Source organism: Luteolibacter ambystomatis, from assembly GCF_018137965.1.
GTDB lineage: Bacteria > Verrucomicrobiota > Verrucomicrobiia > Verrucomicrobiales > Akkermansiaceae > Luteolibacter > Luteolibacter ambystomatis.
Map to the genome: position 1 here is coordinate 4,309,681 of NZ_CP073100.1, position 16,673 is coordinate 4,326,353.

Below are 16,673 nucleotides of genomic sequence, written 5' to 3' on the forward strand. Positions count from 1 at the left end.
TTGTTTCCAAAAGGCGCGGCCGGGCAACCAGCCGCGCCTTTTGTTGTCCATCCCCACGCGAATTCCCGTTCCAGAGCGGCGAAAGCCCTCGCTTCCACCGAGGATTTTCGTTGCCACGACCGCAGGCAGGCCTAACATTGGGACACCATGATCAAGTTGCTTTTCGCCGCGACCGTGACCGCTGCCTGCCTGGCCGCGACTTCCTGCTGCTGCATGTTCTGAAAACTCCTTTCCTCTCATGAAAAACCTGCTCCTGCTCGCCGCCGTTTCCCTCGGCTTCTCGTCCTGCTGCTCGATGTTCGGCGGCATCCCGGCCGCCCAGTATCGCACCGAGACCGTCCGCACCTGCGGCTATGACACCGTCACCCAGGAAGTTCCCGTCGCGGGCTCCAAGGGTGGCCTGACCCAGACCGTCACCACCAAGGTGCCGCGCTTCAAGAAAGTGAAGCACGTCGTCTATTGCGGCCGCTGTGTCCGCTACTACTGCCCGGACACCGACTGCTGCGGCAGCACCGGCCCGAAGGTCAAGAAGCTTGCCAGCGTCAGCGGTTCCTCCATCGGCAGCCCGAATATCGGTCTGGTTCCGAGCATGGAAACCCTCGCTCCCTGAGCATTCCATCCCACGGATTTTCCAACAGAACGGCGGCGACCTCACCGGTCCCCGCCGTTTTTCTTCTTCATCACCGGGCTAGCGGAGAAAAATCTGGAAAAGGCCCGGCATTCTCCCATCCTCCCTGCGGCCTCCAAAGCCTCCTCCTGTCATGCCTGTAAACATCGAAATGCCCAAGCTCTCGGATACCATGACCGAGGGCACCCTTATCAAATGGCACAAGAAAGTCGGTGACCACGTCGAGATCGGCGATGTCGTCGCTGAAGTGGAAACCGACAAGGCCACGATGGAAATGGAAGCCTTCGACGAAGGCACCCTCACCCAGATCCTGGTTCAGGAAGGGGAAAAGCTCGAAGTCGGTGGAATCCTCGCCGTCCTTGATGGCGACGAAGGTGCCGCGCCTGCTCCAACTGCGGCGCCAGCGGCAGAAACCGCACCCGCTCCGCAAGCCGCCGCAGCCACCTCTTCCACTCCGGCAGCCGCACCTGCTGCACCGGTTTCTGGAAGTGGCGACCGCATCAAATCCTCGCCGCTGGCCCGCAAGGTTGCTGCGGACCTCGGCGTGAATCTCTCCGGTGTCGCCGGTTCCGGCCCGGGAGGCCGCATTGTCCGCGCCGATGTGGAATCCGCCTCCAAGTCTCCCTCTCCGGCACCATCCAGCACCGCCGCAGCAGCTGCCGCCTTGGCCGCCTCCGTGAAATCGAAGGCCACCACCCCGGCTCCCGCCTCTTCCGCTCCTGCGGTCAATGCCATTCTGCCAGTCGCCAAGGAAGGCGATGAAGTCGTCCAGCTTTCCTCGATGCGGAAGGTCATCGCCTCCCGCCTCCTCACCTCGAAGGTCACCATCCCGCACTTCTACCTCCATGTGGAAGTCGATGCTGCTCCGCTGATGGCGATTCGCAAGCAGGTGAACGACCAAGCCGAGAAGACCCACGGCAACAAATACTCGGTCAACGACTTCATCCTGAAGGCCGTGATCAGCGCCGCCCAAGCCGTCCCGGCTGTCAATGCCTCCTACGCTGGCGACCACATCATCAACTTCAAGCACGTCGGCCTCTCGGTCGCCATCGCCGTGGAAGACGGCCTTGTCACTCCGGTGATCAAGAAGGCAGAAACACAATCCCTGCTGGCCATTTCCCGTGCCGTGAAGGACTTCGCCGTGCGTGCCAAGGACAAGAAGCTCAAGCCGGATGAATTCGACGGCGGCACCATCACCGTCTCGAATCTGGGTGCCTGGGGCATCGAATCCTTCGACGCGATCGTGAACCCGCCGCAGGCTGCCATCCTGTCCGTGGGTGCCGCGATCGAAAAGCCGGTCGTGAAGAACGGCCAGATCGTCCCCGGCCTGCGCATGAACCTCGGCCTGTCCTGCGACCACCGTGTTGTGGATGGAGCCGTCGGTGCCAAGTTCCTCGCCGAGGTTAAGAAGCTCATCGAGCAGCCGGCCCTCATGCTCATCTAACCCGCGCGGTTTCCAACACCCCGGACCCTTTCCCGACCGGTGACCACGATCCAGCTCACAACGCGGATCGAGGCACCGGTCGAGCGCGTTTTCGACCTCTCACGCAGCATCGACCTGCACCTGGCTTCCACGGCGCACACCGGTGAAAGGGCCATCGCAGGAATCACCAGCGGCCTGATCGGGCTGAATGAGGAGGTCACCTGGAGCGCCCGGCACTTTGGGATTCGCTTCCGCATGACCGTAGGCATCACCGCGTACGACCGGCCACACCACTTCCGGGATGAGATGCTCCGCGGGCCGTTCCGGAAAATGGAGCACGACCACGTGTTCGAGCTCCAGGGCAGTACCACGCTCATGCACGACACATTCCGGTTCGCATCCCCGCTCGGCCCGTTTGGAGGCCGTCTTGTGGATCGTGCGTTGCTGAAGCCACACCTGCTCGCTCTGTTGGAAGAACGGAACGGGTGGATCAAGCGCATGGCGGAATCCGAGGAAGGAGAACGCTTCCTCTGAAGAATTCTTCCTTTTTGAACTCCATAGAATCTTCGTCTTAAGCGTGTGGATAACCTTGGTTTTTGACCGTTCCTCGCTTCTACCATGCGGGTTCCACGGTGGGAAAAACCTGGGTAGGATCCGGTGCCCTTCGTGAACCGGTACTGTTCTTGGGTTTCGGGGTCCTCGGTTCTCAGGTGCTGTGCCCAAGTTATTCGCAGGTTTCTTGGCAGTTGTCGGCACCCGGCTGGTCACGTAGCACTCAGGAGTGCCGGGCAGCATGGTCATCACGGGCGGAGAGGGCGATCTCGGGCAGGCAATCGCCGGAGAGTTCCGCACGGCTGGTTGGCAGGCGACTGCCCCGGGGCGGATGGAACTTGATGTGACGGCTTCCGAATCGGTCACAGCGTTTTTCAAGGATTCGCAAACCGATCTGTTGGTGTGCAACGCCGGCCTCGTACGTGACCTTCCGCTGCTGAAGCTTTCTGAGGATGATTGGGATGCGGTGATGGCGGTGAACCTGACAGGAGCCGCCCGCTGTGCCAAAGCCGCCCTGCGGGGCATGCTGAAACGTCGCAGTGGGCACGTCGTTTTCATCTCGAGCTTTTCAGCCCTGCATCCTCCGGCGGGACAGGCCGCATACGCTGCTGCGAAAGCCAGCCTCATTGGCCTTGGGAAATCGCTGGCCTGCGAAGTCGGCCCGGCCGGAATCCGGGTCAATGTGGTGCTGCCGGGATTTCTCGAAACACGAATGACCGCCGGGGTTTCAGAGGGGCGGCGCGGTCAGGTGAAGTCGGAGCACGTTCTTGGGCGCTTCAATACCGCAGAGGCTGTCGCGCGGTTCATCCGATCTCTTCAGGAAGATCTACCTCACACCTCCGGCCAGGTGTTCCAGCTCGACAGCCGGATTTCCTGACCGCGCTAACAGTTCCTCCACCCGCTTGACTCCCGCCATGGAGCGGGCAGTCTCCGTGCCATGCTCCGGATTCTCCTCAGTCTTGCCTTGGTCGCAGGTTGCCTTTTTTCGACCTCATGTGGCTTGGCGAAGGGACTCGGCGAAACCGCCATGGCCACTGCGGACTCTGTCGGCCGGATGATCCCCAAGCGTTGAGCCTCATTCCCCGGTGATCTCCCGCGAACCGTCCGCGAGCAGACGGAAGCGGAACCAACGGGTGCCCCTTGGCAGTACTTCCGGGAATTTGTCCGCCCATTCGGCGACAATCACGCCGCCTTCATCGAGATATTCATCCCAGCCCATGCCGAAGAGTTCCTCGATGGTCTCGATCCGATAAAAATCGAAGTGAAATATCGGCAGACGCCCACCCCGGTACTCATGAGCCAGCGAAAAGGTCGGGCTGGTCACGTCACCAGTGAACCCAAGCCCATCCGCCAGGCCCTTGGTCCAGTGCGTCTTACCCGCCCCCAAATCCCCTACCAGTGCGAAAACCTGCCCGGAGGAGGAGGAGACTCCCGCTTCCCGGCCGAGGGCTGTCATGGCTTCCGGAGTGGGCGCGCGTGAGATCATGGCCAATTACTCCGGAAACCCGAAGCACCTGCCAATTCCGTTTCTAAAAAAATTTCTTGCCGCTTGAGCTGACCCGTGTTGTTCTCCCCGCCCGCCCGAAAAGGCGGCAACCCTCTTCCTATACGGCCATGGCCTACGCAGTGATCAAAACCGGCGGTAAGCAATACCGCGTTCAGCAAGGCGACAAAATCGACGTCGAGAAGCTCGACGCCGAAGTCGATTCCGAACTCACTTTCGACGTGCTCCTCGTCGGCGAAGGCGAATCCGTCAAGATCGGTGCTCCGACCGTGGCGGGTGCTTCCGTGACCGCCAAGGTGGTCGAGCAGTTCCGTGGCAAGAAGGGCGTTGCCTTCAAGTTCAAGCGCCGCAAGGGCTTCCACAAGACCAAGGGTTTCCGTCGCCACCTGACGAAGCTTGAGATCACCGCCGTTGGCGTCTAATCCCCTACCTCCTCACTGTTATGGCCCATAAGAAAGGACAAGGCTCCGTCAAGAACGGCCGCGACTCCCGCTCCAAGCGCCTCGGCGTGAAGAAATTCGGCGGTCAGGCTGTCATCGCCGGCAACATCATCATCCGCCAGCGTGGCACCAAGTGGCACCCGGGCGTGGGCGTTGGCATCGGCCGCGACCACACCATCTTCGCCGTCACCGATGGCCGCGTGTTCTTCGACCGCGATGGCCGCCGCGTGAACGTCGGTCAGCCGGTGGTTGCCGCCGTGAACTAAGCGATCTCCGCTGCGAAATTTCCAGAAGCCGCTTTCTGAAAAGAAAGCGGCTTTTTCGTGTACGCAATGGGATCTTCTCTAAAGGCCTTCAACTCCGCCCCAACCGCCGCCGCCACATCAAAAACAGCCAGACGACAAACGCATAAATGAAGGAAACCGCAGCGAGACCCAGGATAGCCAGTCCAGAGGTAGACCACGGCAATGACTTACCATGCGCCTCCACGTATAGAGTCGGATCTTTGCTCACCTTGACCCGCGCGAGCTCCTGATTCAGCCAAAAATTGGTGATTCCAGCAACCACCATTCCCACGGCCATCGCGATGCAGGATGCCACAGCGACCTGGAACCAATGCCGCTCCTGTCCGTCCAGATCCTTTGACATCAGACCAGCGAATTTGGATTCGCAAGCTTTCGCCGCCGCTGCATCGCCAGCAGCCAGAAGACCAGCGAAATCAGGAACGCGAGCCCTGCTAGCATCAGCACCACCAGGGAGATCTTGTATGCAGTAAACAGTGTCCCCATCGTTGCGCCGAGCTGTTCGAGAGCTTTTTCCGCTCCCGCACCACCGACGGCGTTGTTCGCCGCCGCCACTTGGTTGTTTCCCCACCAACCGATTCCGATTCCCGTCCCGTATGCCAGCAGCGCGGCCAAGGACGAGCCCAATGTCCGCCGGAACCACCGGCGTTCCTGTTGGCTGGCGGCTGTGAGAGCGGCGGTTTCCATGCCCTTCCAGTAGCGGAGGGACAGCCGTGTTCAAGCTCTACTCTGGAATGAAGGGGAGCACTCTTCGCCCGTCTCCCTCTTCACTTGCCTCCGGCTTCCGGATTCCGGACTCTATCCTCATGTCCGCCGCCGCGCTCAAGTCCCTCCTCTTGGAAAAGTCCGTCCGCACCGGAACCTTCACGCTCGCCTCCGGTAAGGAGAGCGATCTCTACATCGACTGCCGAGTGACCGCGCTTGATCCCTTCGGCGCGAATCTGATTGGCGAACTCGGCTGGGCGGCGGTGCGCGAGCGGATCGCGGCGGAAGGTTTGAAAATCGATGCGATCGGCGGCATGACCCTCGGCGCGGACCCGATCTCGCTGGCGGTCGGCATGACCTCCGCGAAGCAGCATCCGGACGAGGCCCTGCAGGTCTTCACCGTCCGCAAGGAGCCGAAGGGCCACGGCCGCGGCAAGCAGATCGAGGGCAACTTCAAGGAAGGAAGTACGGTGATCGTCGTAGATGATGTGATCACCACCGGCGGTTCCACCATCAAGGCCATCGACGTGATCGAGCGCGAGGGCGGCAAGGTGGCGTTCGCGCTGGTGCTGGTGGACCGCCAGGAAGGCGGCCGCGAGGCGATCGAGGCCCGCGGCATCCCGGTGCTGCCGCTGTTCACGCGCAAGACGCTGCTGGACGAGGCCTGATCTTCCATCCTCCGCGCTCATGATCTCCCGCCGCAAGATCCAGTACCCCGTTTCCGGGCTCCTGCGGCAGTACTTGCACCGCTTCGACCGCTACCGCGAGATTCCACAGGTGTACAACGACCTGTGCCGTTTCTCCGGTGCGATCCCCTATGACGATCCACAGGGCAAGGAAACCCTGTGGCTCACGGTGATGTATCCGCCGGACGTATTCGCGGATCTCAAGCCGAAGCTCACCCAGATCTACGCGGAACTGAAGATCGGTGGGGAGGTGGGCCATCATGAGCACCTCACCGTGGACCGCGTCGACTTCGGTGATTTCGGGAACTCCCGGCCGTTCCGGGTGCGGATCACCAATCTCTTCAACGACAACTCGGACTACTTCTACGTCAAGGTCGCGGACGCGTCCCGCATCTTCGGTCTGGAGCTCGAGCACATCCTTTCACCGAACCGCATCAACTACTTCGTCAAGGGCAATACCCTGATCGAGGAGCACATCGCGGGAGTTCCGGGCAATGTCTTCCTTGAGGATTATCTGAAACGGCCGGGACTCAACAAGGTCCGCATCGCGAAGGAATTCACCAAGTTCAACGAGCGCTGCTTCATCCGCCTGCTCGGCGACATGCGCAGCGTGAACTACGTCGTGGACATCACCCCGGACTTCGAGGAAGTGCAGTACCGCGTGCGGCCGATCGACTTCGACCAGCAGTCGTACGAAGGCCGTGGCAAGATCTACCTCGCCTACCGTTTCGATTCGAACCGCAGCATCACCAAGCTCGCCTTCGAAGTTCTGAACCGGAAAACCATCGACCAGTATGTGGCCGAAGAGCATGCCCAGATGGCGCGCCGCGCGAAGGTCGAGGCGGGTCGCCTGAAGGCCTTGCTCGGAATCATGCGCCGCGAGGAACTGGCCCCGCGCTCGCATGTCGGCACCCTGGCGCGGGACCTGGACAGGATGCACCAGACCTCCGGTTTCGGCGATTGCGAGACGATGGGCGAACTGACCGCCGCCCATGTCTCGATGATGGTCGGAGTGTGAACGCGGGTCAGCCGCCTCCGGAACCCACTTTTCCGGCGGGCGTGCCGTTCACGGGAGTACCGCCGCCGCGGGGGCTCACCACGATGGCGTGCTCGTCGAAGCGGGCCTTGGCGTCCACTTGTGAGAGGATGTATTGGAGTGCCGCCTTTGCGGGAACCTTGTTGAGCTGCAGGGTGACTTCCTTGGTCGCCAGCGTGCTCTTCGGATCGTCGAGGACGATGTTGGCGCTCACCTGGTCCTTGCTCTCCTTCTTGACCAGGGAAGCGAGGTATTCCAGCGATTCCTGGAGGGTCGCCTTGTCGAGTTGGATCTTCTCGATCATGACCCCGCCGAATTTCGCCTCGCGCCCTTTTGCGGCAATCGCGGCGGCATTGCGCCGTACCTCATTGAGTTGGTAGCGGGCGTTGGCATTGTTGGGGTCCTGTTGGAGCGCTTTGGTGAAACTGGCTTCGGCCAGCTTGGGATCACCGGCTTCAATGGCAGCCATGCCCTCCGCGTAGGGGGAGAGTTTGGCGGGTGCGGCTGGGGCCGCGGGTTCCGCGGCGGTGGCAAATTGGAACGCGAGACAAGCCACCGGCAGAATTACGGAGCGTGTTTTCATGGTTGTGTGTTCCTCAACTCCTGAATCATGCAGGAGGATGGCCCGGCTTTCAACTTGGATTCACCGCCGGACTTGCGCCGCGTGGCGGAACATCGAAGCTGGCTGCCATGGATGACGCGTACTGGATGGCCCTCGCGCTGGAGGAGGCACGGAACGGAGTGGGCCGTACGGCTCCGAATCCTCCCGTGGGTGCCGTCATCGTCAAGGACGGTGCGTTGATCGGCCGCGGCTGGCATCGCGCCGCCGGCCAGGCCCATGCCGAGCGCGAGGCGCTGGCGGATGCGCTGCGGAATACGGGTGCGGAGGCGATCCGTGGTTCGACCGCGTATGTGACCTTGGAGCCTTGTTCCACGTTTGGCCGCACGCCGCCTTGCACCGCGGGATTGATCGAGGCCGGAGTTTCCCGGGTGGTGTACGCGGTGAAGGACCGGAATCCGGCTCATGTGGGCCGGGCGGATGCCGTGCTCGCCGGAGCGGGCATCGAAGTCGCGTCCGGGATCTTGGAAAAGGAGGCCACCGATCTGCTGCGCCCGTTTTTCCAAGTCCAGGAGACCGGGCGGCCGTGGGTGATTTGGAAGACCGCCATGAGCCTCGATGGCCGTATCACCCGCCCGCCGGGCGAAGGCCAGTGGTTGAGCGGCGAAGCCTCCCGGGCCGATGTGCAGAAACTGCGCGGCGAGGTGGATGCCATTCTCACCTCCGGGGAAACCGTGCGGCGGGACCGGCCCCAGCTGACGATCCGGCAGCCGGAATGGCTGGAGGGGCGCAATCAGCCGTGGCGAGTGGTGGTGACGGATCGGCTGGAGGAGTTGCCGACCGATGCGGCGCTGTTCACGGATGAATGGCGGGATCGGACGCTCATCCGTCCCGCCGGAGATTTGCCCGGTATGCTCGGAAACCTCGCCGCGGGGCAGGGAGTGCTCAGCGTGCTGGTGGAGGCGGGCGGTGCGTTTTCCGCGGCACTCTTCGAGGCCGGGTGCGTGGACGAGGTGGTGATCTATCTCGCTCCCCTGCTATGCGGAGGGGATGTTCCGGCACTTGCGGGAACAGGGTTGCCCGTTCCCGCGTCACTGGAGGATGTCCGCTACGAGCGCATCGGCGATGACGTCCGGATGCGCGCGCGGGTGGCGCGGGGTTGATCAGAAGCGGATGGTGATGCCGGGGCGGTGGTAGCCGTAGCCGCCATAGGTATACCCGCCGCGGTACGGAGTGTAGCTCCCGCGATAGTAGGTGCGGCCCCAGCCGCAGCGATGCTGGATCGGCAGGACGCGCGTGCGCCAGACCGGACGGCCCCAGCCATCATAGAACGCGACGTAGCGCTGGACGTAAATGGGGCAGCCGCAGCGGGCATAGCTGCTGACGTAAGTACTCCGGCCGGAGTGGTAATGGCGGGCTTCCGCCTGCGGGGTGGCACCGAAAAAGGCCATCGCCGCGGCAGCAAGGGAAAGGGCGATTCGTTTCATGGCTGTGAAGGGTTGGTTTACGTCCTTTTCGACGGGCTCCGCGGAAGCGCTATTCAAAATCCTTCACGGATTCGCGGGTGCGATTTGCAAGGTCCTGTTGGAGGGAGTATGTTGAGACGATAAACCGGCATTTCTTTGATTCCGCCGGGTACCCAGTCATCCAACCACAACCCTTTCCCGTCATGAGTGAATCCAATTCCAATGTGTTCGTGCTGTCCCGGATCAACAAGGCGCTGCGCGGAGACTTCCAGCATCTCAGCGAGGCCGACTCCGAGTTGCAGGGCATGCTGAAGGACACGCGCTCCTTCGGTGAGCGTGTGCTTCCTTCCATCGGTTCCGATCCCACCTGGAAAAGCCGGTGGGAAACGGCGGAGTCATTGCTGGCGGAGATCCGTCTTTACACCGCGAAGTTGCGCGAGGAACTGGAAAGCGAGGCGACTTCTCCTCTCGCCGGGTTCGATGCCGTTGTCACCCGCGATGAGAATCTCCATGAGACGCTGCACGGTCTTTCGTCGCAACTGGATCGTGCGCTCGACATTGATGACCGGGAGGACTGGCGCGAGTTGTGGCAGTCGGTGGAGGGCCAGCTCGATGTGATCCGCGCCTATCTTGCTGCCACCCGCGCCCGGGTGGAAACCCGCCGCAAGCACGGCGAGGCGGAGTCCGAGCGGCTGCGCCAGGAGGTTCTCAGCCATCTGCCGGCAGATGCCTCGCTGGAAGACCCGGCGAAGTATTCCGCGGAGTACGAACGCGCCTTCCAGCAGTTCCAGCGGGACAAGCACCGCACCGGTGGCTTGATCGATATTTTCAAGGGCCTCCTGCTCATTCAGGAGGAAGGTCCGGAAGCGAAGCTCCGCCGCCGTCTCCACGAACCGGCGGACGGGTGAGCAGACCAGCGGCCGGATGAAAGAAATGGACGAAAGGGAGCCGTTCTGCTGGCTCCCTTTTGTCATTTCCGTTTGTCGCATTATGAAACCTGCATTCCTCATCCTGGCGGCGCTGACCGCCAGCCTTCACGCCGATCCGGTCCGGATCCCCGCCCACACCGCCTACCTTGAACCCGATGCGAACGGCGCACGGATTTCCGAGAACAAACCGATCACCGGCTGGAACAAGCCCGGCCTGAAGATCGAGTGGTTCGGCCAGATCAAGACCGCAGGGAAACTGGATACCTCCATCGAAGTCACCCTGCCCGCCGGCAAGGAATCGCGCCTGCGCCTCACCGTCGCCGGGAAATCGCGCGAGGCCGTGGTGAAGGGCACCGGCAGCCCTGCTCCGGTTTCCTTCGGCTCGTTCGACATCGCCAAGACCGGCTACCAACGCTTCCTGCTGGAATCCTTGAATCGTCCCAATGAAACCAATGGCGATGTGGGCGACCTGCTGCTCGATGGCCCTGCGGCGAAGGACGCGCATTTCAATCTCAAGGAGCGCCGCAATGCCGCCTCCATCCACCTTTCTTATCCGAATCCGGAAGGCGTGAACGTGGAGGCTTTTTACTGTGAAGCCACCGCCGTTGCCGATCCGGTGGCGACCTACTACATGGTTTGTGGCTGGGATCGCGGTTACTTCGGGATGCAGGTGAACAGCCCCACCGAGCGCCGGATCATCTTCTCGGTGTGGGATGCGGGTGGCGAGGCCAAGGATCGTTCCAAGGTCGGCGCGGAGGACCGCACGATGCTCGTCGCGAAGGGTGACGGCGTGGACAGCGGCGACTTCGGCAATGAAGGCACCGGTGGTCACAGCCATCTCGTGTACAACTGGAAGACCGGTTCCACACAGCGTTTCGTCGTCACCGCGAAGGTGCTGGATGGCAATCACACCGTCTATTCCGGCTTCTGGTTCCATCCGGAACAGAAGAAGTGGATGCTGATCTCAAGTTGGAAAGCTCCGAAAACCGGCTCCTGGCTGAAGGGACTCTACAGCTTCAGCGAGAACTTCGGCGGCGCGAACGGCCAGCTCCTGCGCAAGTGCTACTATGGCAACCAGTGGGCTCGCACCGACAAGGGCCAGTGGATCGAGATCACCCGCGCCAACTTCAGTCACGATGGCACCGGCAAGGAAGACCGCCTCGACCGCTACATGGGTGTGGATCACGGCCGTTTTTTCCTCAGCCAGGGTGGCTTCACGGATGATTTCGTGAAATACGGCACGCCGTTCGACCGTCCGGCGACCAAGACTCCACCGAACGATTTGAAACTGCCGCCGCTGCCGGGGATGTGAGCTTCCGTTTCTGATTTCGCGGGCCGGTGGATCCAGCATCCTCCGGCCCGTTTTTGTGTACGGCGATCAACCGCCTCCGCCGGGCCCGCGGAACGCATCGCCTTCGTAGAACCGGAACGGTTGGAGCATCAGCCCGCCCTTGCGGAAACGCGGAGCGGCCGGGTTTTTCAGCCACTCGCCGAGGATGCGCTCCAGCCGTTGGAGCGGCAGCCGGAAATGGGCGGGCCGTGGTTGGAACCATTCGATATGGCTGTCATAGGTCAGCACCACGCCCACGATGTCGCGGCCAAAGGCCAGACCACGGTTTGCCAGCAGCGCGGCGGTCGCGACAAAGTCGATCCATTCCACGAAAACCATGGCGCTGGGGATGCGGGCGTTGAAGACCTTGGCGAGCAGCGAAGGGATGGTGGTCGGGTTGCGTGTCGGCGAGGTCGGCACGTGGTAGTTTGGCACGAAGGGGATATTCCGGGCGGCCAGCGCGTCGGCGAATTGCGTGCGTACCGGCTCGCTGAGATAGTCCTGAAGGCCGCAGACCGGCATGCAGATGTGGCGATGACCGAGCGCCAGCAGCTTGTCCAAGGCGGATTCCAAGCGGGCCCGGAGGCTGACACCGACGGCCACGACCGGGGTATTGGCGGGAGCACCACCCACAAAGAGGGTCGGCATGCCGCGGCGGCTGGCCCATTCCGCCAGCACCTTGTTTCCTGCCAGAGCGACGAGTTGGGTGGGTCGGACTTCGTCGAGCACTTCGTCCCAGCGCGGGCTGGAGCGGGTGGCATCGGCGTAGGGAATGATGCGGTGGTGGAATTCCCATCCGTGGCGCACGCATTCCAGCATCACGCGGTCCACGCCGGAGCGGCTGCTCGATTCGAATTCGCCGATCGGCTTCGGGCTGATGAGGAGGATGACCTTGCGGCGCGCCGCCGGTTTGGCCGGGGTTTTAGCTTCCGAGCCGAGACGGTAGGGACGGCGCGGTTTGCCCCGGACGACCAATCCTTCCTCGGCGAGCCGTTCCAAGGCGGAGAGCAAAGTGGGCACGCTGACTTGGAGGGATTTTGCCAGTTCACGGCAGGGGGGCAGTTCGCTGGAAAAGGCTCCTGAAGCTATCTGCCGCCGGAGATGCGTGGCGGTGTCTTCCACCAGCAGGGCGCGTTTCACCGGGGTCATAATTCAGCATGCAATTTCTGTTCCGCTGTTCAAGCAGCTTGATCAGGCGGCATGAAATCCCCGGATTGCCAATGGGTTTCACAAATGGGAGGGAACAGGAGTTCGGGAAAAATCCCGGATAGTTCCCCAAACCCACCTCCATGTTCCGGACCCTCCTGCTTGGCGGCCTGCTGCCATTCCTGCCTCTCTGCGCCCATGCGGCGGGAGGCGCGGATTCCCAACCCACCCGTAACACCGCCAGCCATGGCAAGCGGGTGATCGGCTATATCACCCAGTGGGATGCGTGGAAGGGCACCTCCGCCGGCCTCCCGAAGCAGGGTTTCCTGAACCACCTCAACATCGACTACTCCCAGTACACGCATCTGAACTTCTCGTTCTTCGGTGTGGCGCAGGATGGTTCGCTGCACAGCGGGGACTTCCGGAATCCGAACATCTATCAGGCCGGTCAGGTGCAGGCACCCGCGGCGTTGTTGAACGGCGACGTCTATTCCTCATGGGACTACTATCTCGTCTGGGGCGAGTTGAGTCCGCAGTGGAACTTCACCAGTCAGGTGACGGCGGCGGGTTTCGAGTCCTATGGAAACGGGTGGCGGCACACGCCGAGCGGCCTGACAGGACCGATGCCCGTGCCCTATCATGTGCCCGGCACCATGCCGGGTGTGCTTGAGCTGGCGCACGCGAAGGGGGTGAAGGTGATGGCCAGCATCGGCGGCTGGAGCATGTGCAAGCACTACGGCGCGATGGCGGCGGATCCGGTGAAGCGCGCGCGCTTCGTGGCGGATTGCCAGCGCCTGATCGCGCTGGGCTTTGATGGCATCGACTTCGATTGGGAATACCCCGGCACCTCCGGCGGCATGAATTTTGTGGGCACCCAGGCGGACTACGCGAACTTCGTCACACTGATGCAGGAGGTGCGCGCGGCGATCGGCTCCACCAAGCAAATGAGCGCGGCGTTGAGCTGCGCGCCCTCGAAGCTGGAGGGTTTCGATTGGACCGCCGTGGCGGGCCTGCTCGATTCCATCGACCTGATGACGTATGACGTGCAGGGCGGCTGGTCGGACAAGGCCGGGCACAATGCCCCGCTCTACGCGTATCCGGATGAGGAAGGCGGCGCGATGTCCTGCGACACTACGGTGCAGTACTTGATCGGCAAAGGTGTGCCGCGAGGAAAGATCGCGCTGGGGCTGCCTTTCTATGGCCGTGGCGTGGTGTGCTCCGGCAGTGCGGCGCTGGGTGCTTCCACCGTGAAGATCCAGAAGACCGTGCAGCCGGATGGACCGATCACCACCTGCGGTGACTTCGCCGCGTGGGGCGACTACGATGCCACGCCGAACTACGAATACATACGCCAGAATCTCTCCGGCTGGACCCGCCATTGGGATGATGTCGCGAAGGTTCCGTATCTGACCAAGGGCAGTTCGTTCCTCAGCTACGATGATTCCCGTAGCATCGGCCTGAAGGCGGAATACGTGCGCGCGCAGAACCTCGGCGGGGTGATCGTCTGGCATGCCTATGGCGACCTGCGCGCGGGCGCCATCCAGGACAATTCGGCCAAGCTCCCGTACAGCCCCGCCACCGATGCGCCGCTGGTGAACGTGGTGAACTCCGTGCTCGCCGGAGACGCGGTGCCCGCGGATGGCACCGAAGGTCCCTCCCCCGCCACCGGTCCGCAGCGGGGCCTGAACACCCTGCCCTCCCATCCGCTGGTGATCGGCTATCTCAACGGCCTCCGCAACGCGCAGGGCCAGGATCAGGTCATCAGCGACTATCCCGCCGCCCTGCAGGCCGCGAATCTGGAAGCGTTCGATGTGATCGTCACCGCCTTTGCCGAACCGAAGGCGGATGGAACGATCGGTACCACCCTGGGTTCATTCTCCTCGTACCTGCCAGCGGTGGTGAATGAAGGTCACACGCTCGGGAAGTCCGTGGTCGTGAGCATCGGCGGAGCCTATCCCGCCGCACTCGCGGATCAGTATGCGACCATCGCCGCCAGCCCGACGCTGCGGCAGACCTTCGCGAACAACGTGTTGGCTTTCCTGCAGGCAAACCATCTCGATGGTCTCGACATCGACTACGAGTTTCCCGCCGATGCAGGCACCTCGCGCACGAATTTCACCGCGCTGATGCAGACGCTCTATACCACGGTGAAGGCGGCGGATTCCCGCTACATCGTCATGTTCGGCAGCGGACCGGGCTGGTATCTCGGCGGTTTTGATTTCGCCACACTCGGAAGTTATACGGATTTCTTTTTCTACTTCGGCTACGATTGGAAGAACCCCGCGAACGGCTCGCTGCGCAAGCCCGGTTCCACCCAGTGGACGCTGGCGAACGACCAGCTTCCGGAGGCTTCGGTGAAGGGTGGTGTCGACTACGTGCTGGGCAAGGGCTTCCCGGCTTCGAAGGTGATCGTCGGCCTGCCGTTCTATGGTTCCAACAACCATTCGTGGTCCTCCGTGCGTGATACCTGGGCGGCGAACCAGGCGGCCTACACCGCGGCCATTGATCCCAACGCGCTGGAAGTACAGATCAACGGCGAGTGGTTCACGCCGCCGGATGCGATGAAGCGCAAGATGGACGGACTGCTGTCCTCCACCGGCACCGTGCTGGCGGGAGGTGCGACGGTTCGCGGGGTCGGCTGCTGGGAGATCGGCCACGAGCACGCCTCGCACCCGGATCTTTCGAATGCCTTCGCCGAATGGATCGCGGGAAGCACCAGCGGACCGCCGGTGATCTCGGTGGCCGGCGGAAGCATCGCGGAGGGAAATGTTGGTACCGGCTTGCTGAATTTCACCATCACGCTCTCCAAGGCCGCCGCCACCTCCGTGACCGTGGACTACGCCACCGCGAACGGCACCGCCACCGCAGGCAGCGACTATGTTTCCCGTAGCGGCACGCTGGTCTTCGCCGCCGGTGAAACCTCGAAGACCATCGCCGTCACCATCAATGGAGACGAGACGGTGGAGGCGAATGAAACCTTCACGCTCACGCTTTCCAATCCCACCGGGGGGACTCTCGGTACATCCATCGCCACGGGTACCATCACCAATGACGACAGCAATGGTCCGGGGCCGGATGAGGGATGGACCTCGCATGCTGCTCCGGCGGGGATCACGCTTTCGCTGGTGACCTCGGATTCGTGGTCGGGAGGGTTTGGCGGCGAGTTGCATCTGACTAACAGCACCGGTGCGGCGATGAGCACCTGGAACATCCAGTTCGATGCACCGTGGAGCGTGGCCTCGATGTGGAATGGCGTGTTCGTCGGGAAGAGCGGAAACACGCTCACCGTCACCAATCCCACCTGGGGCGGCTATTCGCTGGCGAACAACACCACCGCCGTGATCGGATTCACCGGTTCGGGCAGCCCGTCCCAACCGACCAACCTGCGTCTCAACGGCCAGGCCGTTGGCTCCGGCGGCAGCTCGTTCGCCACCTGGGCCTCGACCCGTGGAATCACCGCCACCGCCTACGCCGCGGATCCGGATGGCGACGGCCGCTCGAACCTGCTTGAATTCCTCAACGGCACTTCGCCGCAGGTCATGAACTACGGTGGACCTCGTACCGAGATCCGCGCCTTGACCGTTTCAGGCAACAGCGGCGGCTACTTCTGCGTGGTGGTTCCGGCGGACACCGCGGCGAGCAATGTGGAGTACCGCGTGATTGCTTCCGCGACCCCCGCCTTCTCTCCTTCCCGTCTGATGGTGCTCCAGCAGACCGTCGATCTTGGCGGAGGAAAGATCGAGGCGGTGTGGCGGGACAATGCGCCCATGGTCTCGCGGCCCACGGCCTTCGCGCGTATCGAAATGCGCGTGAAGTAAACTTGTTCCATCAGTTACCTGATTCGGTTACTTGTTATTCGTGTACAATATCCTTGTACAAAAACATTGCATGTAATCCCTCGTAGAGGCTCGGCGTGTGCTCTACGCCGTGAAGTTGAAATAACAGGCCGATCCGGTTGCACGTGCTC

18 protein-coding genes are annotated in these 16,673 nt (G+C 62.3%); 12 read left to right on the forward strand and 6 right to left on the reverse strand.

Annotated elements, in window-relative coordinates:
* The first annotated feature begins 238 nt into the window (after positions 1 to 238).
* The 4 genes from KBB96_RS16580 to KBB96_RS16595 all read left to right on the forward strand — a co-directional run bounded on the left by KBB96_RS16580 (position 239) and on the right by KBB96_RS16595 (position 3,480).
* Positions 239 to 610, forward strand: a complete 372-nt coding sequence (locus KBB96_RS16580) for a hypothetical protein (protein ID WP_211630609.1) — start codon at positions 239 to 241, stop codon at positions 608 to 610.
* A gap of 151 nt (positions 611 to 761) precedes the next feature.
* A complete protein-coding gene (locus tag KBB96_RS16585; RefSeq protein WP_211630610.1) occupies positions 762 to 2,072 on the forward strand; it encodes a dihydrolipoamide acetyltransferase family protein in 1,311 nt (436 codons plus the stop codon).
* Positions 2,073 to 2,111: 39 nt separating this feature from the next.
* Entirely contained in the window at positions 2,112 to 2,585 is a 474-nt protein-coding gene (locus KBB96_RS16590; RefSeq protein WP_211630611.1) for an SRPBCC family protein, read from the forward strand.
* Positions 2,586 to 2,844: 259 nt separating this feature from the next.
* On the forward strand, positions 2,845 to 3,480 hold the full coding sequence (locus KBB96_RS16595; protein ID WP_211630612.1) for an SDR family NAD(P)-dependent oxidoreductase: 636 nt from the start codon (positions 2,845 to 2,847) through the stop codon (positions 3,478 to 3,480).
* Positions 3,481 to 3,678: 198 nt separating this feature from the next.
* On the opposite strand, the gene tsaE is transcribed toward KBB96_RS16595, so the two are convergent.
* The gene (tsaE, locus tag KBB96_RS16600; RefSeq protein WP_226373565.1) at positions 3,679 to 4,089 is read right to left on the reverse strand and encodes a tRNA (adenosine(37)-N6)-threonylcarbamoyltransferase complex ATPase subunit type 1 TsaE; all 411 of its coding nucleotides are present in this window, start codon (positions 4,087 to 4,089) and stop codon (positions 3,679 to 3,681) included.
* 128 nt (positions 4,090 to 4,217) lie between these two features.
* Here tsaE and rplU point away from each other — a divergent pair, with 128 nt between their 5' ends.
* Positions 4,218 to 4,529: a 50S ribosomal protein L21 gene (gene rplU, locus KBB96_RS16605; protein ID WP_211630613.1), complete on the forward strand. Its 312-nt coding sequence runs from the start codon at positions 4,218 to 4,220 to the stop codon at positions 4,527 to 4,529.
* A gap of 20 nt (positions 4,530 to 4,549) precedes the next feature.
* Complete coding sequence (gene rpmA / locus KBB96_RS16610) at positions 4,550 to 4,813, forward strand: 50S ribosomal protein L27 (protein ID WP_211630614.1); 264 nt, start codon at positions 4,550 to 4,552, stop codon at positions 4,811 to 4,813.
* A gap of 88 nt (positions 4,814 to 4,901) precedes the next feature.
* Here the strand turns inward: rpmA and KBB96_RS16615 are convergent, their stop codons facing one another.
* On the reverse strand, positions 4,902 to 5,195 hold the full coding sequence (locus tag KBB96_RS16615) for a hypothetical protein (protein ID WP_211630615.1): 294 nt from the start codon (positions 5,193 to 5,195) through the stop codon (positions 4,902 to 4,904).
* A complete protein-coding gene (locus KBB96_RS16620; protein ID WP_211630616.1) occupies positions 5,195 to 5,464 on the reverse strand; it encodes a hypothetical protein in 270 nt (89 codons plus the stop codon). Before KBB96_RS16620 ends, KBB96_RS16615 begins: the two co-directional genes overlap by 1 nt.
* A gap of 191 nt (positions 5,465 to 5,655) precedes the next feature.
* On the opposite strand from KBB96_RS16620, the gene pyrE reads away from it, so the two are divergent.
* Together pyrE and KBB96_RS16630 are read left to right on the forward strand one after the other, a co-directional pair.
* A complete protein-coding gene (pyrE, locus tag KBB96_RS16625; protein WP_211630617.1) occupies positions 5,656 to 6,222 on the forward strand; it encodes an orotate phosphoribosyltransferase in 567 nt (188 codons plus the stop codon).
* Between the two features lie 19 nt (positions 6,223 to 6,241).
* Positions 6,242 to 7,258 (forward strand): hypothetical protein, encoded by a 1,017-nt coding sequence (locus KBB96_RS16630; protein ID WP_211630618.1) that lies wholly within the window; start codon positions 6,242 to 6,244, stop codon positions 7,256 to 7,258.
* A gap of 7 nt (positions 7,259 to 7,265) precedes the next feature.
* Here the strand turns inward: KBB96_RS16630 and KBB96_RS16635 are convergent, their stop codons facing one another.
* Positions 7,266 to 7,859, reverse strand: coding sequence for a hypothetical protein (locus KBB96_RS16635; protein ID WP_211630619.1), 594 nt, complete (start codon positions 7,857 to 7,859; stop codon positions 7,266 to 7,268).
* Positions 7,860 to 7,966: 107 nt separating this feature from the next.
* On the opposite strand from KBB96_RS16635, the gene ribD reads away from it, so the two are divergent.
* The gene (ribD, locus tag KBB96_RS16640) at positions 7,967 to 8,998 is read left to right on the forward strand and encodes a bifunctional diaminohydroxyphosphoribosylaminopyrimidine deaminase/5-amino-6-(5-phosphoribosylamino)uracil reductase RibD (RefSeq protein WP_226373566.1); all 1,032 of its coding nucleotides are present in this window, start codon (positions 7,967 to 7,969) and stop codon (positions 8,996 to 8,998) included.
* Here ribD and KBB96_RS16645 read toward each other — a convergent pair whose 3' ends face one another.
* Positions 8,999 to 9,322, reverse strand: coding sequence for a hypothetical protein (locus KBB96_RS16645; RefSeq protein WP_211630620.1), 324 nt, complete (start codon positions 9,320 to 9,322; stop codon positions 8,999 to 9,001).
* A 182-nt stretch (positions 9,323 to 9,504) separates the two neighbouring features.
* On the opposite strand from KBB96_RS16645, the gene KBB96_RS16650 reads away from it, so the two are divergent.
* Together KBB96_RS16650 and KBB96_RS16655 are read left to right on the forward strand one after the other, a co-directional pair.
* Positions 9,505 to 10,209, forward strand: a complete 705-nt coding sequence (locus tag KBB96_RS16650; protein ID WP_211630621.1) for a hypothetical protein — start codon at positions 9,505 to 9,507, stop codon at positions 10,207 to 10,209.
* Positions 10,210 to 10,291: 82 nt separating this feature from the next.
* On the forward strand, positions 10,292 to 11,542 hold the full coding sequence (locus KBB96_RS16655) for a DUF3472 domain-containing protein (RefSeq protein WP_226373567.1): 1,251 nt from the start codon (positions 10,292 to 10,294) through the stop codon (positions 11,540 to 11,542).
* Positions 11,543 to 11,608: 66 nt separating this feature from the next.
* On the opposite strand, the gene KBB96_RS16660 is transcribed toward KBB96_RS16655, so the two are convergent.
* Entirely contained in the window at positions 11,609 to 12,700 is a 1,092-nt protein-coding gene (locus KBB96_RS16660) for a GntR family transcriptional regulator (protein ID WP_211630622.1), read from the reverse strand.
* 149 nt (positions 12,701 to 12,849) lie between these two features.
* Between KBB96_RS16660 and KBB96_RS16665 the strand changes: the two genes are divergently transcribed.
* Positions 12,850 to 16,524: a glycosyl hydrolase family 18 protein gene (locus KBB96_RS16665; protein WP_211630623.1), complete on the forward strand. Its 3,675-nt coding sequence runs from the start codon at positions 12,850 to 12,852 to the stop codon at positions 16,522 to 16,524.
* Positions 16,525 to 16,673 lie beyond the last annotated feature (149 nt).